Genomic DNA, 24,026 nt, shown 5'->3' with positions numbered 1-24,026 from the left:
TGCCTTGGGAGAAGAAATATGCCTCGATCCAACATAAGGTTAATAACATGATCCGGCTCCGTAAGCTGGCGCGCGCCGCATCTGTACTGACCACCCCGCTAGCTCCAGAAGACATTCTGTCGCTGTTCAACCCCGTGTTCTCCGCCCGCCAACTGCGCGGCGTGGTCACCAGGGTGGTCGCTGAGACGGCCGATTCCGCCACCATCTTCTTCCGCCCAGGGCGCGGCTGGAAGGCCCACCAGGCCGGCCAGTGGGCCCGCATCGGCGTCGAACTCGACGGCGTCCGGCACTGGCGGTCCTACTCGCTGAGCGCCCCCGCCGGCCAGGATCCCGCCATCACGGTGACCGACGTCGGCGCCGTTTCCGGTGTCCTGGTCCGCGACACCCGCCCGGGCGACGTGCTGTTCCTGGCACCGCCGCAGGGAGATTTCGTCCTTCCCGAGCACCCCCGCCCGCTGCTGATGCTCACCGCCGGCAGTGGTATCACTCCCGTGATGTCCATGGTGCGCACGCTGGTGCCGCACCGCCCGGACGCGGACGTCGTGCTGGTCCATTCGGCCCGGACCCCGGAAGACAGCATCTTCCGCGAAGAACTGTCCGAGCTTGCCGACCAGTTCCCCAACTTCAAGGTCACGCACTGGTTCACGGGCGAACTCGGACGCGTGGACTTCTCCTCACCGGCGGCGCTCGACGAACTCTGCCCGGACTGGCGCCACCGCGCAGCCTACGCCTGTGGACCGGAAGGCTTTCTGGACGACGCCGAAGCGCTGTGGTCCGCTGAAGCCGCCGTCGCCGCGGCCAACGAAGGTTTCGACGCCGGAGAGTCCCACCAGCCCGAGGGGCCGTTTGCCGCTGACCCGATCAACCTGATCATCGAACGCTTCACCACCAGCCTGGCCGCCGGCGCCGGGCACGACGGCGGACTGGTCACCTTTGAGGCCTCGGACCGTGAGGTGGAAGCGGACGGCAGCACCCCGCTTCTGGATGTCGGCGAAGACGCCGGCGTGCTGATGCCCAGCGGCTGCCGGATGGGCATCTGCCACAGTTGCCTTACCCCCCTGCGGGCAGGGCATGTCCGCGACCTCCGCACCGGCGAAGTCCACGGCGAGCCGGGCCAACTAATCCAAACGTGTGTATCGGCAGCCGCCGGACCCGTTAACCTCGACATTTGAGGAGCACCACCGCATGGCAATAGTTATTAACCACGAAGCCGAGTCCACGGAAGACGCCGTTGTGCCCGCGAAGACGCGGCGAGGTGCGCTGGCCACTTCCGGCAGCCCGCTGGTCCGTCCACCGGCCGCAGCGCACCTCTCGGACGAGCAGGTGGCCGAACTGGGCCGCGAACTTGATGCCATCAAGGACGACATCCTGGCCAAGCGCGGAGCCTCCGACGCCGCCTATATCCGCCGCATGATCAAGATCCAGCGCGCACTGGAAATCTCCGGCCGCGCGACGCTCCTGGTTAGCCGGAACAAGGGCGCCTGGGTCGCGGGCACCACCCTGCTGAGCCTGGCCAAGATCCTTGAAAACATGGAGATCGGGCACAACGTGCTGCACGGGCAGTGGGACTGGATGCGGGACCCGGACATCCACTCCACCACCTGGGAATGGGACTTCGTCACGCCGGCCCGTGCCTGGCAGCACACCCACAACGACCTGCACCACCGCTGGACCAACGTGGTGGGCAAGGACAACGACGTCGGATACAACCTCCTGCGCATGGACCCCAGCCAGGAGTGGAAGCCGTTCAACCTGGGCAACCCGCTCTATAACGCCATCCTGGCCCCGGTCTTCGAGTGGGGCATTGCGATCTACGACCTCGAGCTGCAGGACTTCAAGGACGGCAACAAGTCCAAGGAAGCCCTCGTCAAGGACCTCAAGGCCCTCGGGGTCAAGGCGCTCAAGCAGTTCACCAAGGACTACGCCGCAACCCCGGCCGTGGCAATGCTGACCGGCTCCGGCAAGCAGGCGCTCTACGGCACCCTGACCGCGAACGCTGTCCGCAACGTCTGGGCCCACGCGGTGATCTTCTGCGGCCACTTCCCCGACGGGACTGACACCTTCACCGAGGAAATGGTGGAGGGGGAGACCCGTGGTGACTGGTACGTCCGGCAGATGATCGGTTCCGCCAACATCTCTGGCTCCAAGTTCATGCACCTCATGACCGGTAACCTGTCGCACCAGATCGAGCACCACCTTTTCCCGGACATTCCGTCCAACCGGTATGCGGAGGTGGCTCCGAAGGTGCAGGAGATCTGCAAGCGTTACGGCCTGCCGTACACCACAGGCCCGATCTGGAAGCAGGTCGGCTCCACGTGGGCCAAGGTCTTCAAGCTGGCCTTGCCGCCCAAGAAGGCCTAACTGCTCAAGCACCTTGGGGCGCCTGCCAGTGCGGCAGGCGCCCTTTGCCATGCCCGGAACCCGGAGGGCTATTCCGCGGGCTTTGTTGCTGTGCCCAGAATGTGGGCCACCCTGGGATTGCCGGGGAGGGCGGAGAATCCGAAGCGGTCCACGTTCTGCAGTGCGAGTCCCGCCCCTGAGATCCCGGCAGCGGTGTCGCGGTTCGGGTGGCATCCGCCGGCCAGCCGGCTCCACAGCGGTGTGAACAGATCCTCCAGAGCGGCAAGCAAGCGGTGTTTCGAGCGGACATGTTCATAAAACAGCAGCAAACCGCCGGGCCGGAGGACCCGCAGCGCCTCCGCCAGGACGGCGGACTGGTCCGCCACGCTGCACAGGACGAGGCTGGAGACCACCACGTCCACCGACTCGTCCGCCACCGGCAGCGATTCAGCCACGCCGTCCTGAACCGTGATGGGAACGGGCGCTTTGGCTGCTTCGGCCAGCGCCAAGGCCCGGAGCGTCGGGTCCGGTTCCAGCGCCAGCACGCTGGTCACCTGAGCCGGGTAATGGGGAAAGGTGGCACCATAGCCTGCACCGATTTCGACCACGATGCCGTGCGCCGCCTCCACAAGGCGCCGGCGGTGGGCTGCTGCCCCGCGGGCGTCCATACGCGGACCCACGCGGGCGAAGTATTGCCCGAAGGACGAACTTCGGTTCCTGGCTTCCGGCATCGGTGCCTCCTTGGCTCATCGCGCTGACAGGGCAGAAGAAGGCCCGGGCCCCGACAACCCATAATCAAGAAAAGGTTCGTGGAAGTCAACGGTGGAGTGTTCTGGATGTGTTTCCTCCTTAGGAGGCGTCGGCGGGCTGGAAAGTCATCCCGCCGTCGGTGGAGACGACGAGCCCGTCAGCGGTGGCGGCCCAGATCGAGGGGTGTGCGCCCTTGACCGCGGCCACGGCCTGGACTGCGCCTTCGATTCGCCCCTTCCGGGTCCAGGTCGCGCCGGCGTCTGCGGAGTAGTGGACTGTCCCGTCGGGTTCGACTCCGGCGGCCTCCGTGGAGCTGGCAAAGGCGGCGAACTGAATCACGGGTGCGGTCTGCACCGTCTTCCAGGTTTGACCACCGTCGGTGGAGCGTCGGATCCCCTCCGGGGTGGTGGCCAGGACGGTATCGCTGGTCGGGCTTCCGGCGAGCACGGCGGGGACGAAATCCGCGGCCACGGTATTCCAGGTTTTCCCGTCCGGGCTGGTGCGCAGCGTGCCGTCAAAGCCGACGATTCCGGATTTTGTACCGGTGAGCGCGTGGAAGTCGGATTCACCCTGACGGGAGAGCTGTTCCCAGGTCTTCCCGACGTCGGTGGATCTGATCAGCCCGAGCGGGTTGGGAAGGTCGGAGCCTTCCCCGGGATGTCCGGAGGCGTAGAGGACGTCATGGTCGGTGCCGGCGGTGAAGCCCATCAGGTCTTGGGTGGCACCGATTTTGGTGGCGGTCTGTTTCGTCATGTCGAACAGGCCGTCGTGGGTGGCCAGGAGCACCTGGCCGGTTTGGCTGCTGACGCTCAGGCCGTGAATGTGGGCATCAGGCATGGGGCTGCCGGTGCTGCCTGCGGGGGCGGGCCCCGCGGTGACTGAGGACGGGCTACACGCTGACAGGGCGAAAATGAGGCCGGCGCCTGCTGCCAGGACAGTTGTGGCGCGGACCCGGGAACGCGAGGGATTGGGCATGGGGCTCCAGATGGGGGGTGGCGGGGATGGCGCCGGCCCGTGAGGCGGGCCGGCGCCGGAGGACACGGTTCAGAGGGTGGCCAGCAGGTCCTGCATTTCCTTGATTTCAGCTTCCTGTGCGGTCACGATGTTTTTGCTGAGCGCGATGGCGTCGGCGTTCGTTCCCTGGGAAGCTTCGGTCTTGGCCATCATCACGGCGCCTTCGTGGTGGGCAATCATCTGCTTCAGGAAGAGCTTGGCCGCATCGGTGCCCTGGGCCGCTTCAAGCTGTTTCAGGTCGTCCTCGCCCATCATGCCGTCCATGGTGTGGCCTGCACCCATGGCCGCGGATTCGTTCCAGCTCTTGAGCCAGCCGGTCATCGTTTCGATCTCCGGCGCCTGGGCCGCCTTGATCCTGGTGGCCAGGTCAGTCACTGATGCCGGGATGTCCTTCTTCCCAAGCATCATCTCGCTCATTTCCACAGCCTGTTCGTGGTGCGGAATCATTCCCTGGGCGAAGACGGTGTCGGCCGCGTTGTGTTCCGCCGAGGCAGCCGGTGCGCTGCTGGACATCATCCCGGAGCCGTGGTCCATGCCCGGCGTGGAGCTGCCCGAGGAAGCGGAGCTGGAAGTGGCGGAGGACCCGGAGGAGCCGGTTGCGCATCCGGCCAGGGCAAGTGCCCCGGCGAGGGCGGTGGCGGAAAGGGTCAGAAATTTCTTGTTCATCATTGGTATTCAAGTCCTTCAAGCACATTAGCGGGGGCGCGGAAGCGCCAGGGGAGTCGGTGCATCGGTGATGCGCCCGACGCAGAGCAGAGCAGAGCCGGGCAGGGACGGGCGCAGGTCAGGTCACAGCGCTGAGGCCCTGTTTTACGTTCTGCTGATGCAGAGCTCGCCCGGTGAAGGACTGCCGGGGAGATAGGACCACCGCGCGCTGATCGTGGCGAGGGTTCCACTGGTGACGTTCCGGGCGATGATTCCGGCCCCTGGCAGCGGGGCGGCCAGGGAACCGGTCTTTGCCGACGGGGTGCAGGCCGCTGTCATGGGCTGCATGCTGGCGCAGTTTCCCGACCCGGAGCACTGCGCGGTCCGGGTACCTGCCTCATCCAGCGCCCCGGGCATGTCCGAGGCAGCGGACGGTCCCGGATCATGTTCTCCGGTGTGGCCGGCACGGGATGATTCATGATGGACGCTGACGGCTGCAGCCGCCGTGGCCGGGGAGTGCATGGCATGGGTGGCCGTCATGACGTGCATGCCGAAAATACCGGCGATAAGGGCCAGAACGGTGGCGAGCAGGCCCGCACGGCGAAGGAAGGAGATTGCTCGGGCGTGAGCCGGTGCGGTCATGATGGTCCTCCTCCCTCCCGTTTGGGGGCTTTCTGTTCAAAGACTACCGGCCTGGTGGCAGGGCACGTACCGGTACAACGATCCTGCGCCGGATTCTGTTTCAGCCTCCGCCGGTGCAGCTGAAGACGCCGGGATCTCCGGGCCCTTGCGGTCAAAACCATGCGGGAACACACTGAGGGCAATACCTGTGAAGGGATCCGCCGGAAGGCGGCGCTCATGGGCGGCGATGGACGATTCAGGAGCGTGGTCGGCGTGGACGGTTCCGCGGCCGCCGTGCTCCTGCGGGTGGCCCGGGAATGCGGATTTGCTGGTTGTGGGTTTCCCGGGGTCTTGGCGGATTCACCGGGTTGCTGCTCGGCCGGGGGCGAGGAATGAGGCGGCCGTCGCCCCGCCGTGGCGAACCCTGCGGCCAAAGCGGCGACCGTGACCGGTGACCACGCCTCCCACGCCTCTCACGTGGACCCGCCGGCCGGTCCCCGTAGAAGGGCGGTTCCAAGGCAGACCTTTCGGCGCCGGCTCCACGCATTGTGGCACGCGGTGGTCGGTGCTGTAGGCCTTGTCATGGGGCTCCTGCCGCACATCCTGCATCACATCGGGCTGCTCGCCGGGACCGCACTGGTGGCAGGATCCGGCGGCACGGCGCTGTTCGGGGCGCTGGGGCTCCTGGCGTCCATTCCCATGCTGGTCCGCCTCTACCGGAGGTTCGACAGCTGGGTCGCACCGGCGCTGGGGTTGCTGGTCTTTGCCGCTATGTTCTCCCTGTCCGCGTATGTCATCGGCCCGGCCATCAGCGGTACCGGAGGGGACGTGACCCCTGGCCCGGCGCCCACCGTGGACCACACCGGCGACCACACCGGAGGCCACTGACCACCCGGGTGAACCCGCTGCTCACCCGGGGCCAGCGGCCTGTGCAGGTGAAGGCCTACTTCGCGCCGGCCAGGACGTAGCCGGAGGAGCGCACAGCTTCGGCCAGCGCGTCCAGGTCCGCGGTGCCGGTGACGCTCAGCAGCGACGTGCCGCCCGGGACCAGATCCACTGTTGCGGAGTCGACCCCCGATACCCCGGAGACGGCCCTTTCCACGGTCCTGACGCAGTGTCCACAGGTTAGCCCTTCCAATGTGTACTGCCCACCGGCAGCCTGAACCTCCGACTTGACGGCGGCCGGAGCGCAGCAGCTGCAGCCCTGCTGCGAGGTGGAGGCCATGGGGAGTTGGGTTCGTGTTTCGGGTGTTCCGCACATGTCAGTTTTCCTTCCAAAGGGGTAAGAAAGAGCTGTTGCGGTTGAACGGCTGTAACGGCCCGGGCCTGGACAAACCACGTCACTGGCAACACTCAAAAGAATACCCCCTAGGGGTATCTTCTGCAACAGATGACTGCGCCGGGCGGCCTCGTCCGCCTTTACATACTGCGGGCCGTTAGGCTCTACCTCCGGGTACTGCCGGGCGGGACACTCAGCAGTATGAGCAGTGTTCCTGAACCGCGGCAGTTCCCGACCGGGCGGCCGTCCCGGCCCTGGGTGCAGGGTCTGCTGACCGTCCTCATCACCGCGGCCGCGGTGTACCTGATCTCCAACCACTGGTTGCACGTCCTGGACGCCCTGCCGTACCTGTGGGTGGTGCTCATGATGGGCATGCACCTGTTCATGCACGGCGGCCACGGGGGTCACGGCGGCGCCGGCCGGCCCGGTGGAGAGGCCGGACATGTCCACTGATTACGGCTATGACCTGTGGTGGCTGGTGATCCTCAATTCGGCAGTGTTTATCATCTTCGCCTTCAGCTTCGTCCGGCCGAGGACGAAACTGGACTGGCGGGCGCTGGGAGGGTTTTCCGCGTTCATCGTGGCGCTGTTCACCGAGATGTACGGCTTCCCGCTGACGATCTACCTGCTCTCGGGATGGCTGGGGAACCGCATACCGGGCCTGGACCTCCTGAACCACAACTCCGGTCATTTGTGGCAGGACCTTACCGGGTGGCAAGGTGACCCGCACCTGAGCCCGCTGCACCTTCTCAGCAACGTGCTGATCGCGGCAGGGTTCATCCTGCTCTACCGGTCCTGGCAGGTCCTCTTCGCGGCCCAGCGGGACCACCGCCTGGCGACCACCGGACCCTATGGCACGGTGCGGCATCCCCAATACGCGGGGTTCCTGACCATCATGGCCGGGTTCCTGCTGCAGTGGCCCACGCTGCTGACCCTGCTGATGTTCCCGGTCCTGGTCATCGTCTACCTGCGCCTGGCCCGGAAAGAGGAACGCCTGATGGACGCCGAATTCGGCGACACCTATACCGCCTACCGCCGACAGGTCCCCGGGTTCGTCCCGCGGTTCGGACGACGCCCCGCCGGTACCGGACATTATCTGCAGGAGGGCCCGTGACGGCGGCTGAGGTGGCGCGATGCTGTTCCTGGCGCTAAAGAACCTGGTTCAGGAAAAGACCCGGCTGATGATCAGCGTGGGCGGGGTCGCGTTCAGTGTGCTGCTGATCATGAGCATCCAGGGCCTCTATCAGGGGTGGAGCAACAAGATCGGCGAATACATCCGCACCGTTCCGGCCGACTACTGGATCACACAGACCGGCGCGACGGATATGTTCCACACCCCGTCCGTGCTGCCCCTGACCGTCCGGGATTTCCTGACCGGTGTTCCCGGTGTTGCCAGCGCCAAACCGTTCAGCGGCCGCCGGGTCGCCTTCGCGCACAACGGCAAGGACATCAACCTCTACGTCATCGCCGACGACACGGAGAACAATGTCGGGGCCCCCGCGCGGGTGGTCGAAGGCAAGGCTGTCCCGGACAAGGGCGAGATCATTATCGACCGGGTGGTCGGACGCAGCGAAAACATCCGGATCGGGGACACCATCCCTGTCGCCGGCAGGACACTGAAAGTCTCCGGCTATTCCGAGGGCGGATACATCCTCAGCTTCTCCTTCGCATTCGCCGCCAAGGAAGACGCCGAAAGAATCCTCCAACTTCCCGGAGCCACCAACTTCTTCCTCGTCACCGTCAAGGACAGCGCCGCCGCAAATGAAGTCGCGTCCCGGATCGAGGCCGACCCGGCGGTGGATGCCATCACCAAGGACAGGTTCGTGGAAAACAACACGAACATCGTCCGGGACACTTTCCTGCCGATCATCCTGGTCTTGCTGCTGATCGGAATTGCCGTGGGCATGACCGTCATCGGCCTGACCATCTTCACCTCAACCATCGAAAAAGCACGCGAATACGGCGTTCTGAAGGCCATAGGGGTGAGCAACCGCCAGCTCTACACCGTCGTGGTGGAACAGGCAATCACCGCAGCCGCGCTCGGGTACCTCGTCGGGGCGGTCCTGGCCCTGACCGTCAGCGCCGCTGCGGGGAACTATGTCCCGGAGTTCATCACGGAAATTCGCTGGTTCGATGCGGCCTGGATTTTCGCCGTCACCCTGGCCATGGCCGTGGCGTCCTCGCTGCTGCCGGTCCGCCGGCTGGCCCGCATCGACCCGGCGGAAGTGTTCCGCGCATGAGCGCCGTCTCGGTCGAAGACGTGTCCAAGACCTTCGGGGCCGGGCACACCGCGGTGACCGCAGTGGACCACGTATCCCTCAGCGTTGATGACGGGGACATTGTGCTCGTGATGGGCCCTTCCGGGTCCGGAAAAACAACCCTGCTGTCCATGATTGGCACTCTTATGTCCCCCACTGCGGGGCGGATCCTCATCTCCGGGCAGGACACGTCAACTCTTGGATCCGCGCAGCTGTCACGGCTGCGGCTGAAAGAATTCGGTTTCGTCTTCCAGACCTTCAATCTGCTCTCGGCACTGACCGCGGAGGAAAACGTCATGATGCCCCTCATTGCGGCAGGGGCGTCCCGGAAAGAGGCCCGGGCCAAAGCCCGGATGGCGCTGGAACAACTTGAGCTCGGACACCGGCTGCGGAACCTGCCCCGGGACCTCTCCGGCGGGGAAAAGCAACGTGTGGCCATCGCCCGGTCCTTGGCGAACAACCCCCGGCTGATCCTCGCCGACGAGCCCACCGCCAACCTGGACGCGAAGACCGGCCAGGACGTGACCCTGCTGCTGTGTGGGACGGCCTGCCGGGAAAACCGGGCGGTCATCATCGTCAGCCATGACCAGCGGCTGCGGACGGCCGCCAAGCGGGTCATCACCATCGAGGACGGACAACTCACAGCGGAAGAAGCCGGGGAACACAACCTGAACTGCCGCATGCACCCGGAAGCGGCGCCGGCATGAAGATGACGGACGACGAACTGCTCGCGGCCCTGGCTGACCCGGCCGAAGACCCGGCTCGGTTGGAACGGATCAGCACCGAAATCGACGCCGGATTCCGCCTGCTCTCCGGTCGGTCGGGCAAGGCAGTCGCTGTGTTCGGATCGGCACGCCCCGGGCCCGGGGATCCCCGCTACGCGGTGGCGCGGACGTTGGGGTCACGGTTCGCGGAGGCCGGTTTCGCGGTGATCACCGGGGGAGGGGCGGGCCTGATGGAAGCGGCCAACCGCGGCGCAGCGGAATCCGGAGGCACCTCGGTCGGTCTGGGCATCGAACTCCGGCACGAGCAGCCACTGAACCCGTACCTGGATGTGTCTATGACCTTCCGGTACTTCTTCGCCCGGAAACTCATGTTCGTCCGGTACGCCTCGGCCTTCGTCGTCCTTCCCGGCGGATTCGGCACCCTGGATGAACTCTTCGAAGCCCTGACACTCGTCCAGACCGGGAAAATCCACGAGTTCCCCGTGGTCCTGATCGGAACCGGGCACTGGGCCGGGCTCATGTCCTGGATCCGGGAGCGGCTCCAGGACCAGGGTTTCATCGCCGCCGATGACATCCGTTTGCTGCGGTGCACCGACGACATCGATGAAGCCGTCGAACTGATCCAGCAGTGCCACCTGCGCCAGCTCGGCCCCTGATCCCGGCCAGCCTGATCCTGGCATTCCCTCAGGTTGTGCTGCGCCGACCTTGCCGCGGGACAGGCCGGGGCGGGGGGACCAAAGACTCTGACGCCGCTGGCCGCGCGGGACGATAGTGATCGCAGAGGCAGTGGTGCATGTCTTCGCAGGGAGGAAACGGCGATGATGTATTGGGACGGCAATATGGGCGTCTGGGGCTACATCCTGATGGGGGTGAGCTTTGTCCTGTTCTGGGGCGCCATCATCACCGCCGTCATCCTCTTCGCCCGCGCCATGGGAGCGGGGGGCCGCCGGTATGACGGCGGCGCACCGGGCACAGGTGTCGCGGAGAATCTGCTCGCCGAACGGTTTGCCCGAGGTGAAATCGACGAGAGCGAGTACACCGCCCGCCTCGCCGTGCTCCGGCGAGGCCGCGGAACATGACCTTCCGGCCCGTTGCGCGGCCGCGGAACATGACCCTTCCGGCCCGTCCGACAAGCCCGATCCGGGACCTTGACGTATACCCCCAGGGGGTATACCTTCGGGTTAACCGGAAATCGACGTCACGGGCGAGAGCCTGTACGCAGTGAAGGTCCGACGGCGGGTGAATTGCCCCGCTGTCCCTTACGGACACCCCTGCGAAAGGACGCACCATGACTGCTGACCCGAAGCCCGCCGCCGGAGGCGCGGTGACCACACCTCTGAAACGCACCGTCGTGGAGGTCCGCGGCCTGCATTGGGCAACCTCCAAGGCGATCGTGGAGCATGTGCTGCTTCAGCGGCCAGGAGTCGCCTCCGTCGACGCGAACCCGGTCGCCCAGACCGCGACCGTGGGCTTTGACCCGTCGGTGACCTCCGTGGAGCAGATCTCCGGGTGGGTACGGGACTGCGGATACCACTGCCGGGGCGAATCGGTCCCCGACCACGTCTGCTACCCGATGGAAGAAACCGTGCGCACCTCCGGTATGGAGCACGTCCATCCGACGGAGGACGATCACAAGGCCATGCACGCCGGTCATGCGCCGGAAACGGCGGAACCCCGTACGGGGCATGCTCATCCGCCGGCGGACGCCCATGCCGGCCACGGCCCGGGCCCCCACGGTGAGATGCACCGGACCCCGCAGGACATGATGGGCCACGGCGGGCACCACGCCGGAATGTCCATGGATGACATGGTCAAAGACATGCGCAACCGGTTCCTGGTGGCCGCGGTCCTGTCCATCGGCGTGACCCTCTGGTCCCCGATGGGCCGCGGCATGTTCGGCTTCACCGCCCCGACCCCGTTCGGGCTCCGTGACGACGTCATTGCCCTGGTCCTGTCCCTGCCGGTCGTCTTCTACTCGGCGTGGATCTTCTTCGACGGCGCCTACCGGGCGCTCAGGGCCCGCACCCTGGACATGATGGTCCTGGTCGCGATCGCCGTGGGCATCGGGTGGCTTTACAGTGTCTGGGTCACCTTCACCGGCGGCGGTGAGGTGTTCTACGAAGCCGCTACCGTCCTTGCCTCCTTCGTGCTGCTGGGCCACTGGTTCGAGATGCGCGCACGGGGCGGGGCGAATGAGGCCATCCGCACGCTGCTCGAGCTCGCCCCGCCGGTCGCGGTCGTGATCCGCGGCGGCGACACGGTCGAGATCCCCACCTCGGAAGTGCAGGCCGGGGACCTGCTGCTGATCCGGCCGGGCTCGAAAATCCCTGTTGACGGGGAGGTTGAGGACGGTCAGTCGGAGGTCGATGAGTCCATGGTCACGGGCGAGAGCCTTCCGGTGACCAAGACCATCGGTTCCGAAGTAATCGGCGCGTCCATCAACACCACCGGCACTATGCGCGTGCGGGCCACCAAAGTCGGCGCGGACACCGCCCTGGCCCAGATAGTGGCTCTCGTCCAGGAAGCCCAAAACTCCAAGGCACCGGGCCAGCGGCTGGCCGACAGGGCCGCGTTCTGGCTGGTCCTGGTCGCTCTGATCGGCGGGACCGTGACGTTCGCCGCCTGGCTCGCCCTCGGCGCCGGCGTACAGGCGGCCCTGCTGTTCGCCATCACCGTCGTCGTGATCACCTGCCCCGACGCGCTGGGTCTCGCCACGCCGACAGCAATCATGGTGGGGACCGGACTCGGCGCCAAACGCGGCGTCCTGTTCAAGAACGCCACCGCCCTGGAGGTCTCCGCACGGATCGACACCGTCGTCATGGACAAAACGGGCACCCTGACTAAGGGCGAACCGGAAGTGACCGATGTCGTCGTTGAGGGAATAAGCGAAAACGAACTCCTGGCTCTGGCCGCCGCCGTGGAGCAGGAATCCGAACACCCGCTCGCCGCGGCCGTCGTCCGGCACGCCCAAGAGCGAGGCGCACCCGCCCTGGCGGCCTCGGATTTCCTGAACGTTCCCGGCCACGGGGCCGGCGCTACCGTGGACGGGCGCCGGGTGCTGGTCGGCAACCGCAAACTCATGGCCGACGAAGGCATCGACCTGGGCCCGCTGGCCGCGGTGCGCGACGAACTTGCAGCCACCGGACGGACGGCCGTGCTGGTCGCCGTGGACGGCCGGGCGGCCGCGGTGATCGCTCTGGCGGACGCCGCGAGGGAAACCGCGGCCGCCGCCGTCGCAGCCCTGCACGAGGCCGGAATCGAAGTCGTCATGCTCACCGGCGACAACGAAGCCACCGCCCAAAGGATCGCCGCCCAGCTGGGCATCGACACCGTCATCGCCGAAGTGCTCCCCGGAGATAAATCAGCGAAGATCGCCGAACTGCAGCAACGAGGAAGGGTCGCCATGGTCGGAGACGGCGTCAACGACGCCCCGGCCCTGGCCCAGGCCGACCTCGGCATTGCGATCGGCGCCGGCACCGACGTGGCCATCGAAACGGCCGACGTCGTCCTGATGCGCTCGGACCCGCTGGACGTGCCGATCGCCCTGCGGATCGGCAAAGGCACACTGCGGAAGATGCGCCAGAACCTGGGCTGGGCCGTGGGGTACAACGCGATAGCGCTGCCCATCGCGGCCGGGGTCTTCGCCTTCGCCGGGATCGTCCTCAGTCCGGAGATCGCGGCCCTGTCGATGTCCGGTTCCAGCTTCCTGGTCGCCGTCAACGCCCTCCTGCTCAAGAGACTCCGCCTGCCGCGGCCGGAAACGCCCGAGGCCACCACGGCGCGTGCTTCCCGGCCGCTTGCCCCGGCAGGGACCCGCTAGGCTCCCCGCCATGGACCTCCGCCTCATCTCCCGCGTGCTCTTCCTGCGGGCCGCGTGGCGGAGAAGGGACCACTGGGACGCCGCCCGGATCACCGCCCACCGGGAACACGCCCTGCGGGAGCTGCGCCGGACAACCTACGCCGCCTCGGAGTTCTACCGGCGCCATCACGCCGGCCTGCACGGCGCCCCTCTGAACCAACTGCCGCCCGTGACGAAAACGGACCTGATGGACCACTTCGACGAGGCCGTCACCACGCCGGACCTGAGGCTGGCGGATCTGGAAAACCACCTGCGGTCCTTGAAGGAGGACGGTGGAGACCCGGGGCTGCCGTGGCAGGGCCGGTGGTGGGCCGCGGCAACTTCCGGGACTACGGGCCGGCGCGGAATCTTCGTCTGGAACCGCGCGGAATGGGCGACCGTCCTGGCCTCCTACGCCCGCGCGAACGACTGGGCCGGTATCTCCGCCGGGCCGACCCGGCCGCTGAAAATGGCGCTGGTCAGCTCCCGCGTCCCCACACACCAGTCCGCGGTCGTCGGAGCATCCCTGCGCTCTGGAATCGTCCCCACCCTCCGCCTGGACGTCACCGCGCCCATGGGTGAGACGGTGGCCGCGCTGAACCGGTTTCAGCCAAGGGTCCTGGTCGGCTACGCCTCAGCACTCAATCCTCTCGCGGCAGAGCAGCGCGCCGGACGCCTGAACATCTCCCCGCAGGGCGTGATGTCCGCCTCGGAAGTGCTGAGCCCGCACGCCGCGTCCGAACTGGAGGCGGCCTGGGGTAGCGCCCCCTTCGACGTCTACGCCGCCACCGAAACAGCCGGGATCGCCTCCCCCTGCATCTACCGGAACCGCCATGTCTACGAGGACCTGCTGATCATCGAACCCGTGGATCAGGCCGGGAACGCCGTCCCGTCGGGGACAACCGGGGCAAAGCTCCTCGTCACGGTCCTGTTTTCGCGGACTTTACCGCTGATCCGCTACGAAATGTCCGACACCGTCAGGCTGGACGGTAGAGGTTGCCCCTGCGGGCGCCCCTTCACCCTTCTGGAAGACATCGAAGGGCGGATCGAAGACGTTCTGCAGCTGCCAGGTACGGCAGGCATTGTGCACGTCCATCCGATCGTGTTCCACCACGTACTCGATGAAGCAGGGAGTGCCGGGTGGCAGGTCATCCAGGAGCCTTCCGGGCTTCGCGTGCTCCTCGCCGGCCTCGCTCCCGGAGCCTCCACCGAAGGAGTTCGGGCGGCAGTGGCAGGCGCGCTGACCACGGCCGGTGTTGTAGCGACCCACGTGGACGTACAGATTGTTGAACGCGTTGAGCGGACCGCTTTGGGTAAAGCTCCCTTCGTGCGGGGACTGCCCCGCCCCGAGTAAGCGGCCAGCCCGCCGGGACTTCCGACCATGTAGGAACTGCATCTACCGTACTTCGACAACGCCCATCATTCCGAGGTCCTCATGGTCCAGGATGTGGCAGTGGTAAACGGAACGGCCGACGAAGTCCCTGAAAGCCACCCGGACCTTAACCCGCCCCTGTGCAGGAACATTGACCACATCCCGCCACTCCGGCCGAGCCGCGGCCCGGCCGCCTTCCTCAATGACCTGCATCGGCCAAACGTGCAGATGGAACGGGTGGTCCATTGGGCCCGGGTTGGTCAGGGTCCACTCCTCCACGGTCCCCGCCGCAACCGTAGTGTCCGTCCGCGCCGCGCTGAACTCCCTGCCGTTGATGGTAAACCCCATCATTCCCCCGCCCATGCCCATGCCTGCGCCTGAGGAGAGCGTGAGCTGCCGGCGCACCGACACGGCTGCTGTCCTCAGGTCTTCCGGTTCGGGGACGCCAGGCAGCGGAAGCTGCAACGGCGGCAGCGGCGACGGGGAAGGCCCGGTGCTTCCCGCAACGCGCAAAGTCGCCAGCGCCGCGCCCGCCGCGCCCGGTTGGTTAGTACGCCGGGGGTCGGGTCCCTGGCCCATCATGCCGGCCATGTTGCCCCGGTCGTAGTACGCGGCACGCAGGGTGGAGGCTCCGGCCGCGGTGGTGACCAGCAGATCTGCCCGGTTGCCGGGTGCCAGGAACAGTTCCTCCACGGCCGACGGCGAGCGGAACCGGCCCGAGTCCATCCCCAGCAGCTGAACCTGCTGGCCGTCAAGCCTCAGGGAGAGGTAGCGGGCAACGCAGGCGTTGATGATTCGCCACCGCTCGCGCTGGCCCGGCCTTGCAGTGAATTCCGGATTGCTCTGGCCGTTGACCAGGACGAGTTCGCCTTCCCTGCCCAGCATCCGTTCCATCTGCGAAACGCGGACAACGTCCCCGCCGCCGTCCAGCGTGGTGTCGGAAATGACCAGGACGCGTTCGGTGCTGACCGGGACGGGTTCGGGGTCCTCCACGATGATCGCGCCAAAGAGGCCGGCGAAAATCTGGTCTGCAACCATGCCGTGGTGGTGGGGGTGGTACCAGTACACTCCCGGAGGATGGTCCGCCGGGATCCGGTACTGGTAGTCAAAGACGGCTCCAGGGTTCACCACGATGAACACGTTGTCCCCGGCGCCCTCCGGGGAGACGTGCAGTCCGTGCACGTGCAGGTTTGTTGGCTGGTCCAGGCTGTTAGCCAGCCGGACGTTCAGCACATCGCCCGGCTGCAGGCGGAGGGTGGGGCCGGGGATCCCGCCGTTGTAGCCCAGGGCCCGGGCCTGCCGCCCGGCGAGCTGGAACTGGCCCGGGCCGGCTTCGAGCCGGACCTCCAGCCGGCCGCCTGCGCTGCGCAGCTCGGCCGGCTGGAACAATTCTGCACCGGTCTCCGGTGCAGTCCGGGACGATGACCGGGAAGCCAGCGACCACCACAGCCCTGCTCCGCCGGCTGCCGTGCTGGCCGCTCCGAGGCCACCGAGGAGCAGCGCGCTGCGCCGGCTCATGGGACGGCTGAGGGGACGGCGGGCCGTAGGCTGCGGGGGACCGGGCGGTGGGCCGGGCTGCTGACCGGCGGGCTGCGGGCTAGCCTGAGGCACTAGGGCTCATCGCCGAGTACCCTGACCTGCTCGCGGTACTCGTCGGCAGTCAGTTCCCCTTTCGCGAACCGTTCGTCGAGGATCTGCCGGGCCCTGCTGCGCCCCTGCCCGGGGCCGCCGGCTCCCGGCCACGGAGCGCCGGGTCCCGGCTGGCCGGGAGGGTTGAATCCACTGCCCTGGAACCCGCCGCGGCCGCCGGAGGACAACCGCACGGCAACCAGTACCAGCAGGGCTATGCCCGCCAGCATCAGCACTCCCCACAGCCACATCCAGCCCATGTCCGGACCGTAACCCCACATCATGGCTGCTCCCTTTGTCGCCTGCGCTTCCTACCCCAACAGTGCGCCCGGTTCGCGAACTCCGCTAGGGTCCTAAGTCGCTTGTGGAGGCCTGCCTTAGGGGCGGAGCCTGTAACCATAGCCGCGCCCCTGCCGGGGGCCACATTTGCCGAGGAACAGGCCATGGAGCCAGCCGCGTACCCGTCTTCGCCGGGAAAACTGTCAGCTGGTCCACCATCTGACACCCCTAGCCGATAAGCAGGCTCAGCGCCTCCGTCAGGTGTTCCACTTCCCGGACGGAGAACCCGGCCGGGATGGGGCCCGGGCCGTTGTGGCTGGCCGGGACCACCGCGTGCGTGAAGCCCAGGCGGTGGGCTTCCTGGATGCGCTGGTTGATGCCGGGGACGGGGCGGACTTCCCCGGCCAGGCCCACCTCGCCGAACGCGATCAGCCGGATGGGCAGGGGCTTCCGTGCCTTGGCCGAGGCCACTGCCAGCGCAACGGCCAGGTCGGTGGCGGGTTCGCTGAGCTTTACACCGCCCACCGTTGCCACGTAGGAATCGTCCTTGTGCAGCAGGCAGCCGGCGCGCTGCTGCAGCACGGCCAGGAGCATGGACACGCGTGAACTGTCCAGGCCGCTGGTGGCCCGGCGCGGCTGTGAATTGGCGCTTTCGGCGAGGAGTGACTGCACCTCGGCCAGCAGTGGCCGGCGCCCTTCCATCGTCACGGTGATGCACGTGCCGGACACCGGTTCCTTGGTTCGGCTCACAAAGAGCCCGCTGGGATCCGTCAGCCCGACGATGCCGTCCTCGTTCAGGTCGAAGCAGCCCACGTCATCGGTGGGCCCGTAGCGGTTCTTGACCGCACGCAGCAGCCGAAGCCGGGAGTGCCGCTCCCCTTCGAACTGGCACACGACGTCCACCAGGTGCTCCAGCAGGCGCGGACCGGCAATGGAACCGTCCTTGGTCACGTGGCCCACCAGCAGCGTGGTCATGTTGCGCCGTTTCGCCGCGGAAATGATGGAGGCGGCCACCTCACGGACCTGCGACACGCCGCCCGCGCTGCCGTCCACATCCGCGCTGCTGAGGGTCTGGACGGAGTCAACAATGAGCAGCCTCGGCTCGATTTTCTCCACCTGGCCGAGGGCCTGGCCCAGGTCCGTTTCGGCCGACAGGTAGAGGGATTCCGCGACGGCGTCGATCCGCTCGGCGCGGAGCTTCACCTGCGCCGCGGACTCCTCGCCCGTGATGTACAGGACGTCCTGGGCAGTGCGGGCGAACTTGGCCGCCACATCCAGGAGGAGCGTGGACTTGCCCACGCCGGGTTCACCGGCCAGCAGGATGACGGCGCCCGGCACCAGACCGCCGCCCAAAACGCGGTCAAGCTCGTCCACCCCGGTGGGCAAAAACGCTGCCGTGGTGGCGTCCACCTCGGCAATCCGGCGGGCTGGCTCCAGGACGGTGGTGGCCGCCGTCGTACGCGCAACGGCGGCGCCGGTTTCCTCAACGGTGCCCCAGGCCTGGCACTCACCGCAGCGGCCCACCCACTTGACGGTTGTCCAGCCGCATTCGGCGCATTTATAGGCCGGGGCTTTGGACGCCCGGGAAGTCTTGGTTGCCATTGCTCCACACTATCCGGGGGCAGCGACACAGGGCGCCAGCCACTGGCCGCAGCAGCTACAGCGGCGGGAGGATGTCCCGGGCTTCCTCCGAATCCATTCCGGTCGCCTCGAGCAGGTCCACCATCAGCGGGCGGAACAGCATGACCACCGTCTCGCCTTCAAGGCGCTGCACGTCCAGCAGCCGCGGATGCAGCCGCCCGGCGATCTCGGCGAGCTCCAGCCGCGACGTCCGGAGGTGCGCGCGCCGGGCGCCCTCGTGCATTTCGGCCAGGCCCAGGGACAGTTCGTCGATGGCGGCCGCGGTTTCCTGCAGGACCTCCGCGATGTTCTCCGTGGCCTCGTCAGAAAGGGCGGCGTGGTTGATGGCGCTGGTCAGGCGGCGCGCGAAAACCCGGCTGTTGCGGAGCGCCAGGTCGATGTAGTCCAGCGATTGCTCCAGCCGGTCGAGCTCGTCGCGGTGGCGCCGGTAGGCCGGGGCCAGCGTGGCCACCTCGCCGGAGGCACGCAGGGACTGGCGCATCGCGTCCACCAGGGGCTGGCAGTTCCGGCCGCGGACCAGGGCATGCCAGGCCTCGGTGGAATCGCTGTTCGTCAGCGCCGACGCACATTCACGCAGCACTTCGGCAAGCTCGTGCAGCAGCTTCTGCACATCCTTCCGGGGCTCCCGGCGGGGATCCTTCGGCACCAGGATGGTGACCAGCAGCGCGAAGACTCCACCCACCACGGCATCAAGGCTCCGGGTAAACGGACCGCCGGCCGGGGCCGGGAGGAGCACCACGAGCAGCGACTGCAGCGCCAGCTGCGTGGTGAAGATGTTTCCGCTGTCCAGGAAGCGCGCCAGCAGGATGGAGAACAGAAGTACGACGGCGGCCTGCCAGATCCCGGCGCCCAGCCAGTGCAGCAGCAGGTCACCCACCGCAATGCCTATGGTGCAGCCCAGGCCCACTTCCAGGACCCTGCGCAGGCGTGGATCCCGGGAAAAACCAAGGGCGATGAGTGATGATGTTGCCGCGAAGAGCGGTCCTGAATGGCCCAGGACGTTGTCGGCGAACGCGTACGCGCCCACGGCGCAGACCGTCATCTGGATGGCGGGCATCAGGGAGTTCCTGCTCCGGACCACACCGGTGCGGATCCTGGTTCGCAGGAATCTTCTGCTTGCGGAAATTCCTGTCGCGGGGGCCATGCGTTCCAGTGTATTCACTGCCATTGCACTACGGCCGGAGATGTGATGTGCGCAATGGTGACGCTGCACATGTAAGCCGATGTCCCGCCGTCGTTAACCGTCCGTTCATCTTGGTCCACACATCCCGTTACCTAGGGCCCATAACTTCAGTAGAGGTACAAAAAGTACGCAACTTCTTATGTACGGACGTCTCCGGTCCGGCACGCATCAGAAAATCCCTGGAAGGGGTACATCTAGTGAAGGCACTCCGCTTCGGCCGCCACGCGGCTATCGCTGTCATCGCAGCCGGCGCTCTCGCGCTCACCGCCTGTGGTTCCGACAACGCCACGGGCACAGCCCAGTCCGGCGCCCCGTCTGCCACGGGGGCCAACGTCACCGGCACGCTGACCGGCATTGGCTCGTCCGCCCAGGGCGCAGCCATGGATGTGTGGAAGACCAACTTCGCGTCCGCCAACCAGGGTGCCAACGTCCAGTATTCCCCCGACGGTTCCGGGGCGGGCCGCAAGGCCATCATCGACGGCTCGGCCCAGTTCGCCGGCTCGGACGCCTACCTGAAGGACGAGGAGCTCGCCAGCTCCAAGGATAAGTGCGGTCCCGAAGGCGCCATCAACATCCCCGTCTACATCTCCCCGATCGCCATCGCCTTCAACATTCCGGATGTCAAGGAACTGAAGCTTGACGCCGCCACCGTGGCGAAGATCTTCCGCGGTGAAATCGCCAACTGGAACGACCCCGTGATCGCGGCAATGAACCCCGATGTCAAGCTGCCGGACCTCAAGGTCACCCCGGTGAACCGTTCCGATGACTCCGGCACCACCAGCAACTTCACCGATTACCTGGCCGCCGCAGCTCCGGAGGCCTGGACCGACAAGGCTGCCGGCGTTTGGCCCGCATCCCTGAAGGGCGAGAACGCCAAGGGCACCTCCGGAGTGGTCAAGACCGTCACCGACACCCCGGGCGCCGTCACGTACGCCGATGACTCGGCCGTCAGCGGCAAGCTTGGCATCGCCCAGATCAAGGTGGGCGAAACCTTCACCAAGATCTCAGCCGAGGCCGCAGCCAAGGCTGTCGACGCCGGCAAGCCGGTGGAGGGCCGTTCCGCCAACGACCTGTCCATCAAGCTGGACCGCAAGACCACCATCGAAGGTGCCTACCCGGTTGTCCTGGTGTCCTTCCACGTTGTCTGCTCCACCTACGCCACCCAGGAAACCGTTGACCTGGTGAAGGCTTTCGAGACCTACGTTGTGTCGGACGCCGGCCAGCAGGCTGCAGCGGACGCCGCGAAGTCGGCCCCGCTCTCCAAGACCCTCCAGGAGAAGGCTGCCAAGGCCATCGAGACCATCAAGGTCAAGTCCTAGGGGATTTGCAAAACAGCAAGGCATAGTGGAAACACGAGCCTGAGCCAGGTTCCCTGTCCCGGACGGGACGGTCACAGACCGTCGTCCGGGGCAGGGAACCTAGGTGTTTGTCCGAAGTAAAACCAGTTTCACCGCTGCTGCTACCGGATCGGTCCGGACACGGCAGTCGGTTCTATTCGAACCCAGAGGATCGTTTGTGACCACCAACTCCCTGACACAGTCCCGGGGCACAGGGCCCGCCGGAGACAAAGTCTTTTCCGGGGCCGCCCTGGCCGCTGGGTGCCTGATCCTTGCCGTGCTCTTTGGTGTTGCCCTGTTCCTGGTAATCCAGGCGATCCCGGCCCTCGTGGCTTCGCCGGACAAGATCCAAGGCGGCGAAGGCTTCTTCGCCTACATCTGGCCGATCGTCATTGGCACCGTGATCGCAGCCGTTATTGCCCTGGTCGTCGCCACACCCGTAGCCATCGGAGTTGCGCTCTTCATCTCGCACTTCGCCCCGCGCGGCCTCGCCTCCGGCCTGGGCTACGTGATCGACCTCCTGGCCGCCATCCCATCGGTGGTCTACGGCGCCTGGGGCGCCGTGTTCCTGGCCAGGGAGATCTCCCCGGCCTACGACTGGCTGGCCAACAACATGGGCTGGTTGCCCATCTTCCAGGGCCCCGCGTCCGCCACCGGCAAGACCATCCTCACCGCCGGTATCGTGCTGGCCGTGATGGTCCTTCCCATCATCACCTCATTGAGCCGCGAAATCTTCCTGCAGACCCCCAAGCTGCACGAGGAAGCCGCCCTGGCCCTGGGTGCCACACGATGGGAAATGATCAAAATGGCCGTTCTTCCGTTTGGCCGCCCGGGTATCGTCAGCGCCGTGATGCTGGGCCTGGGCCGGGCACTCGGGGAAACCATGGCCGTAGCACTGGTGCTGTCCTCCGGCGCCCTCACCGCCAGCCTGATCCAGTCCGGCAACCAGACCATCGCCGCCGAAATCGCCCTGAACTTCCCGGAGGCCAGCGGCTTGAAGGTGAGCACGCTGATCGCGGCAGGCCTGGTCCTGTTCGTCATCACGCTCGGCGTCAACATGATTGCCCGCTGGATCATCAGCCGGCACAAAGAATTCTCGGGAGCCAACTAAATGACCTCCACCCTCACCCCGGTCCGCAAGCGTTCCGCGCTCACCAAGGGCCAGCTGCCCAAGTTCGCGCCGTACGTCGTACTGGCCCTTGCCTTGGTGGTCGGCGCCGCCATCCTGGCCGTGATCGGCTTCAACGCGTTCGGTTGGGGCATCGTCTCGGCCATCCTGTTCACAGCCGGCCTGGTGGGCTGGAGCGCCGCCGTTGAAGGAGGACGCAGGGCCAAGGACAAGCTGGCCACGTGCCTGGTAGTCGGTTCCTTCCTGGTGGCCTTGCTGCCGCTGATCTCGGTGATCTGGACCGTCCTGGTCAACGGGCTTCCCGGACTCCTGGATCCGGGCTTCCTCACCACCTCCATGAACGGCGTCACCGGCGCCTTCGACAACAAGAGTGTTGAAGAGGGTACGCCCGTTGTTGGCGGCATCTACCACGCCCTCCTGGGCACCATCCAGATCACCCTGCTGGCCACGGTCATCTCCGTTCCGGTGGGCCTGCTGACCGCGGTCTACCTGGTGGAGTACGGCGAAGACCGCCCGCTGGCCCGGGCCATCACGTTCTTTGTGGACGTCATGACGGGCATTCCGTCGATCGTCGCCGGCCTGTTCGCCGCCGCGTTCTTCTTCGCGGTGGTGGGGCCGGGTACCAAAACGGGGGCCGTAGCCGCCGTCGCGCTTTCCGTCCTGATGATCCCGGTGGTGGTGCGCTCCAGCGAGGAAATGCTCAAGATCGTCCCCAACGAACTGCGCGAGGCGGCGTACGCCCTCGGCGTCCGCAAATGGCGGACCATCCTCAAAGTGGTGATCCCGACGGCGATCTCCGGCATCGCGTCCGGCGTCACCCTGGCGATTGCCCGCGTGATCGGCGAAACCGCTCCGATCCTGGTGACCGCAGGCTTCGCCACCAACATCAACAGCAATGTGTTCAGCGGCTGGATGGCCTCGCTGCCCACGTTCATCTACACGCAGATCCTGAATCCCACCTCGCCGTCCAACCCGGATCCGTCCTCGCAGCGGGCTTGGGGTGCCGCGCTGGTGCTGATCATCCTGGTCATGCTGCTGAACCTTGGCGCAAGGCTGATTGCCAGGATGTTCGCACCCAAGACCGGCCGCTAGTCCGCCGGTAATATTCAATTCGTATCCAGCAAGTGAAGGAATACCATGTCAAAGCGCATCGACGTCAAGGATTTGAACGTCTACTACGGCAAGTTCCTGGCCGTTGAGGACGTCAACATCAACATCGAGGCCAAGTCCGTCACGGCGTTCATCGGCCCGTCCGGTTGCGGAAAGTCCACCTTCCTGCGCACGCTGAACCGCATGCACGAAGTGATTCCGGGCGCCCGGGTGGAGGGCGAAGTGCTGCTGGACGGGGACAACCTCTACGGCCCCGGGGTGGATCCGGTAACCGTGCGCTCGCAGATCGGCATGGTGTTCCAGCGCCCCAACCCGTTCCCCACCATGTCCATCCGGGACAACGTGCTGGCCGGCGTGAAGCTGAACAACCAGAAGATCTCCAAGGGCGAGGCCGACGCCCTCGTGGAGCGCTCCCTGCAGGGCGCCAACCTGTGGAACGAAGTGAAGGACCGCCTCGCCAAGCCGGGCTCCGGACTCTCCGGCGGCCAGCAGCAGCGCCTGTGCATTGCGCGCGCCATCGCCGTGGAGCCGCAGGTCATCCTGATGGACGAGCCCTGCTCGGCACTGGACCCCATCTCCACCCTGGCCATTGAGGACCTCATCAACGACCTCAAGGACCAGTACACGGTGGTCATCGTCACCCACAACATGCAGCAGGCAGCGCGCGTCTCGGACCGCACCGCGTTCTTCAACATCGCCGGCACCGGCAAGCCGGGCAAGCTGATCGAAGTGGGAGACACCCACACCATCTTCAGCAACCCCACCCAGAAGGCCACGGAAGACTACGTCTCCGGCCGCTTCGGATAAGGGCCCTTCCTCCATCGGTTGCTCCGTAACCGCCGTTTTGACACCTCAAAACGGCACCTGCGGAGCAAC

The 24,026-nt window shown here is 66.4% G+C and carries 24 protein-coding genes; 15 read left to right on the top strand and 9 right to left on the bottom strand.

The annotated features are described in order from the left end of the window. The first annotated feature begins 47 nt into the window (after nucleotides 1-47). Nucleotides 48-1,172, top strand: coding sequence for a ferredoxin reductase (locus AC1DRE_RS05410; RefSeq protein ID WP_476983668.1), 1,125 nt, complete (start codon nucleotides 48-50; stop codon nucleotides 1,170-1,172). 13 nt (nucleotides 1,173-1,185) lie between these two features. Continuing rightward, entirely contained in the window at nucleotides 1,186-2,361 is a 1,176-nt protein-coding gene (locus tag AC1DRE_RS05405; RefSeq protein WP_476983667.1) for a fatty acid desaturase family protein, read from the top strand. Nucleotides 2,362-2,429: 68 nt separating this feature from the next. Here AC1DRE_RS05405 and AC1DRE_RS05400 read toward each other — a convergent pair whose 3' ends face one another. From AC1DRE_RS05400 to AC1DRE_RS05385, 4 genes are all read right to left on the bottom strand, one after another. Then, nucleotides 2,430-3,071 carry a class I SAM-dependent methyltransferase gene (locus AC1DRE_RS05400; RefSeq protein ID WP_476983666.1) on the bottom strand — a complete coding sequence of 214 codons (642 nt, stop codon included), beginning with the start codon at nucleotides 3,069-3,071 and terminating at the stop codon, nucleotides 2,430-2,432. Nucleotides 3,072-3,189: 118 nt separating this feature from the next. Further along, on the bottom strand, nucleotides 3,190-4,065 hold the full coding sequence (locus AC1DRE_RS05395; RefSeq protein ID WP_476983665.1) for a F510_1955 family glycosylhydrolase: 876 nt from the start codon (nucleotides 4,063-4,065) through the stop codon (nucleotides 3,190-3,192). 69 nt (nucleotides 4,066-4,134) lie between these two features. Beyond that, nucleotides 4,135-4,773, bottom strand: coding sequence for a DUF305 domain-containing protein (locus tag AC1DRE_RS05390; protein WP_476983664.1), 639 nt, complete (start codon nucleotides 4,771-4,773; stop codon nucleotides 4,135-4,137). Nucleotides 4,774-4,914: 141 nt separating this feature from the next. Then, on the bottom strand, nucleotides 4,915-5,391 hold the full coding sequence (locus AC1DRE_RS05385) for a hypothetical protein (RefSeq protein ID WP_476983663.1): 477 nt from the start codon (nucleotides 5,389-5,391) through the stop codon (nucleotides 4,915-4,917). A 561-nt stretch (nucleotides 5,392-5,952) separates the two neighbouring features. On the opposite strand from AC1DRE_RS05385, the gene AC1DRE_RS05380 reads away from it, so the two are divergent. Continuing rightward, nucleotides 5,953-6,258 (top strand): hypothetical protein, encoded by a 306-nt coding sequence (locus AC1DRE_RS05380; protein ID WP_476983662.1) that lies wholly within the window; start codon nucleotides 5,953-5,955, stop codon nucleotides 6,256-6,258. Between the two features lie 55 nt (nucleotides 6,259-6,313). Here the strand turns inward: AC1DRE_RS05380 and AC1DRE_RS05375 are convergent, their stop codons facing one another. Further along, nucleotides 6,314-6,595: a heavy-metal-associated domain-containing protein gene (locus AC1DRE_RS05375; RefSeq protein WP_476983882.1), complete on the bottom strand. Its 282-nt coding sequence runs from the start codon at nucleotides 6,593-6,595 to the stop codon at nucleotides 6,314-6,316. Between the two features lie 255 nt (nucleotides 6,596-6,850). Here AC1DRE_RS05375 and AC1DRE_RS05370 point away from each other — a divergent pair, with 255 nt between their 5' ends. The 8 genes from AC1DRE_RS05370 (at nucleotide 6,851) to AC1DRE_RS05335 (ending at nucleotide 14,824) form a co-directional block, all read left to right on the top strand. Continuing rightward, nucleotides 6,851-7,102: a DUF2933 domain-containing protein gene (locus AC1DRE_RS05370; protein WP_476983661.1), complete on the top strand. Its 252-nt coding sequence runs from the start codon at nucleotides 6,851-6,853 to the stop codon at nucleotides 7,100-7,102. Continuing rightward, the gene (locus AC1DRE_RS05365; protein WP_476983660.1) at nucleotides 7,092-7,763 is read left to right on the top strand and encodes a methyltransferase family protein; all 672 of its coding nucleotides are present in this window, start codon (nucleotides 7,092-7,094) and stop codon (nucleotides 7,761-7,763) included. Before AC1DRE_RS05370 ends, AC1DRE_RS05365 begins: the two co-directional genes overlap by 11 nt. A 19-nt stretch (nucleotides 7,764-7,782) precedes the next feature. Then, nucleotides 7,783-8,889, top strand: a complete 1,107-nt coding sequence (locus tag AC1DRE_RS05360) for an ABC transporter permease (protein ID WP_476983659.1) — start codon at nucleotides 7,783-7,785, stop codon at nucleotides 8,887-8,889. Further along, the gene (locus AC1DRE_RS05355; protein ID WP_476983658.1) at nucleotides 8,886-9,614 is read left to right on the top strand and encodes an ABC transporter ATP-binding protein; all 729 of its coding nucleotides are present in this window, start codon (nucleotides 8,886-8,888) and stop codon (nucleotides 9,612-9,614) included. The genes AC1DRE_RS05360 and AC1DRE_RS05355 overlap by 4 nt, the downstream gene beginning before the upstream one ends. Further along, nucleotides 9,611-10,288 (top strand): LOG family protein, encoded by a 678-nt coding sequence (locus AC1DRE_RS05350; RefSeq protein WP_476983657.1) that lies wholly within the window; start codon nucleotides 9,611-9,613, stop codon nucleotides 10,286-10,288. The genes AC1DRE_RS05355 and AC1DRE_RS05350 overlap by 4 nt, the downstream gene beginning before the upstream one ends. A 162-nt stretch (nucleotides 10,289-10,450) precedes the next feature. Next, nucleotides 10,451-10,711: an SHOCT domain-containing protein gene (locus AC1DRE_RS05345; RefSeq protein ID WP_476983656.1), complete on the top strand. Its 261-nt coding sequence runs from the start codon at nucleotides 10,451-10,453 to the stop codon at nucleotides 10,709-10,711. A gap of 209 nt (nucleotides 10,712-10,920) precedes the next feature. Then, nucleotides 10,921-13,452, top strand: a complete 2,532-nt coding sequence (locus AC1DRE_RS05340) for a heavy metal translocating P-type ATPase (RefSeq protein WP_476983655.1) — start codon at nucleotides 10,921-10,923, stop codon at nucleotides 13,450-13,452. Nucleotides 13,453-13,462: 10 nt separating this feature from the next. Further along, nucleotides 13,463-14,824, top strand: coding sequence for a phenylacetate--CoA ligase family protein (locus AC1DRE_RS05335; RefSeq protein ID WP_476983654.1), 1,362 nt, complete (start codon nucleotides 13,463-13,465; stop codon nucleotides 14,822-14,824). A 42-nt stretch (nucleotides 14,825-14,866) separates the two neighbouring features. Here AC1DRE_RS05335 and AC1DRE_RS05330 read toward each other — a convergent pair whose 3' ends face one another. The 4 genes from AC1DRE_RS05330 to AC1DRE_RS05315 all read right to left on the bottom strand — a co-directional run bounded on the left by AC1DRE_RS05330 (nucleotide 14,867) and on the right by AC1DRE_RS05315 (nucleotide 19,535). After that, nucleotides 14,867-16,360, bottom strand: a complete 1,494-nt coding sequence (locus tag AC1DRE_RS05330) for a multicopper oxidase family protein (protein WP_476983653.1) — start codon at nucleotides 16,358-16,360, stop codon at nucleotides 14,867-14,869. Nucleotides 16,361-16,452: 92 nt separating this feature from the next. Then, complete coding sequence (locus tag AC1DRE_RS05325; protein ID WP_476983652.1) at nucleotides 16,453-16,755, bottom strand: SHOCT domain-containing protein; 303 nt, start codon at nucleotides 16,753-16,755, stop codon at nucleotides 16,453-16,455. A gap of 223 nt (nucleotides 16,756-16,978) precedes the next feature. Next, entirely contained in the window at nucleotides 16,979-18,352 is a 1,374-nt protein-coding gene (gene radA, locus AC1DRE_RS05320; protein ID WP_476983651.1) for a DNA repair protein RadA, read from the bottom strand. 55 nt (nucleotides 18,353-18,407) lie between these two features. Further along, nucleotides 18,408-19,535: an FUSC family protein gene (locus tag AC1DRE_RS05315; RefSeq protein ID WP_476983650.1), complete on the bottom strand. Its 1,128-nt coding sequence runs from the start codon at nucleotides 19,533-19,535 to the stop codon at nucleotides 18,408-18,410. Nucleotides 19,536-19,771: 236 nt separating this feature from the next. Here AC1DRE_RS05315 and pstS point away from each other — a divergent pair, with 236 nt between their 5' ends. The 4 genes from pstS to pstB all read left to right on the top strand — a co-directional run bounded on the left by pstS (nucleotide 19,772) and on the right by pstB (nucleotide 23,957). Then, complete coding sequence (gene pstS, locus AC1DRE_RS05310) at nucleotides 19,772-20,893, top strand: phosphate ABC transporter substrate-binding protein PstS (RefSeq protein ID WP_476983649.1); 1,122 nt, start codon at nucleotides 19,772-19,774, stop codon at nucleotides 20,891-20,893. Nucleotides 20,894-21,089: 196 nt separating this feature from the next. Further along, nucleotides 21,090-22,022, top strand: a complete 933-nt coding sequence (gene pstC / locus AC1DRE_RS05305) for a phosphate ABC transporter permease subunit PstC (RefSeq protein ID WP_476983648.1) — start codon at nucleotides 21,090-21,092, stop codon at nucleotides 22,020-22,022. Beyond that, nucleotides 22,023-23,132, top strand: a complete 1,110-nt coding sequence (gene pstA / locus AC1DRE_RS05300) for a phosphate ABC transporter permease PstA (RefSeq protein WP_476983647.1) — start codon at nucleotides 22,023-22,025, stop codon at nucleotides 23,130-23,132. It abuts the gene before it with no gap. 45 nt (nucleotides 23,133-23,177) lie between these two features. Beyond that, nucleotides 23,178-23,957 carry a phosphate ABC transporter ATP-binding protein PstB gene (gene pstB / locus AC1DRE_RS05295; RefSeq protein ID WP_011690076.1) on the top strand — a complete coding sequence of 260 codons (780 nt, stop codon included), beginning with the start codon at nucleotides 23,178-23,180 and terminating at the stop codon, nucleotides 23,955-23,957. Nucleotides 23,958-24,026 lie beyond the last annotated feature (69 nt).

Source organism: Arthrobacter sp. P4_H3, from assembly GCF_056400885.1.
The sequence above is the reverse complement of the archived record's forward strand: the minus strand, read 5'-3'. Positions and strand labels throughout refer to the sequence as shown.

Bases quoted from the DNA above. Each gene is read 5' to 3' on its own strand.
- AC1DRE_RS05410 (WP_476983668.1), top strand. From the start codon at position 48: ATGATCCGGCTCCGTAAGCTGGCGCGCGCCGCATCTGTACTGACCACC.
- AC1DRE_RS05405 (WP_476983667.1), top strand. From the start codon at position 1,186: ATGGCAATAGTTATTAACCACGAAGCCGAGTCCACGGAAGACGCCGTT.
- AC1DRE_RS05400 (WP_476983666.1), bottom strand. From the start codon at position 3,071: ATGCCGGAAGCCAGGAACCGAAGTTCGTCCTTCGGGCAATACTTCGCC.
- AC1DRE_RS05395 (WP_476983665.1), bottom strand. From the start codon at position 4,065: ATGCCCAATCCCTCGCGTTCCCGGGTCCGCGCCACAACTGTCCTGGCA.
- AC1DRE_RS05390 (WP_476983664.1), bottom strand. From the start codon at position 4,773: ATGATGAACAAGAAATTTCTGACCCTTTCCGCCACCGCCCTCGCCGGG.
- AC1DRE_RS05385 (WP_476983663.1), bottom strand. From the start codon at position 5,391: ATGACCGCACCGGCTCACGCCCGAGCAATCTCCTTCCTTCGCCGTGCG.
- AC1DRE_RS05380 (WP_476983662.1), top strand. From the start codon at position 5,953: ATGGGGCTCCTGCCGCACATCCTGCATCACATCGGGCTGCTCGCCGGG.
- AC1DRE_RS05375 (WP_476983882.1), bottom strand. From the start codon at position 6,595: ATGGCCTCCACCTCGCAGCAGGGCTGCAGCTGCTGCGCTCCGGCCGCC.
- AC1DRE_RS05370 (WP_476983661.1), top strand. From the start codon at position 6,851: ATGAGCAGTGTTCCTGAACCGCGGCAGTTCCCGACCGGGCGGCCGTCC.
- AC1DRE_RS05365 (WP_476983660.1), top strand. From the start codon at position 7,092: ATGTCCACTGATTACGGCTATGACCTGTGGTGGCTGGTGATCCTCAAT.
- AC1DRE_RS05360 (WP_476983659.1), top strand. From the start codon at position 7,783: ATGCTGTTCCTGGCGCTAAAGAACCTGGTTCAGGAAAAGACCCGGCTG.
- AC1DRE_RS05355 (WP_476983658.1), top strand. From the start codon at position 8,886: ATGAGCGCCGTCTCGGTCGAAGACGTGTCCAAGACCTTCGGGGCCGGG.
- AC1DRE_RS05350 (WP_476983657.1), top strand. From the start codon at position 9,611: ATGAAGATGACGGACGACGAACTGCTCGCGGCCCTGGCTGACCCGGCC.
- AC1DRE_RS05345 (WP_476983656.1), top strand. From the start codon at position 10,451: ATGATGTATTGGGACGGCAATATGGGCGTCTGGGGCTACATCCTGATG.
- AC1DRE_RS05340 (WP_476983655.1), top strand. From the start codon at position 10,921: ATGACTGCTGACCCGAAGCCCGCCGCCGGAGGCGCGGTGACCACACCT.
- AC1DRE_RS05335 (WP_476983654.1), top strand. From the start codon at position 13,463: ATGGACCTCCGCCTCATCTCCCGCGTGCTCTTCCTGCGGGCCGCGTGG.
- AC1DRE_RS05330 (WP_476983653.1), bottom strand. From the start codon at position 16,360: ATGAGCCGGCGCAGCGCGCTGCTCCTCGGTGGCCTCGGAGCGGCCAGC.
- AC1DRE_RS05325 (WP_476983652.1), bottom strand. From the start codon at position 16,755: ATGATGTGGGGTTACGGTCCGGACATGGGCTGGATGTGGCTGTGGGGA.
- radA (WP_476983651.1), bottom strand. From the start codon at position 18,352: ATGGCAACCAAGACTTCCCGGGCGTCCAAAGCCCCGGCCTATAAATGC.
- AC1DRE_RS05315 (WP_476983650.1), bottom strand. From the start codon at position 19,535: ATGGCCCCCGCGACAGGAATTTCCGCAAGCAGAAGATTCCTGCGAACC.
- pstA (WP_476983647.1), top strand. From the start codon at position 22,023: ATGACCTCCACCCTCACCCCGGTCCGCAAGCGTTCCGCGCTCACCAAG.
- pstB (WP_011690076.1), top strand. From the start codon at position 23,178: ATGTCAAAGCGCATCGACGTCAAGGATTTGAACGTCTACTACGGCAAG.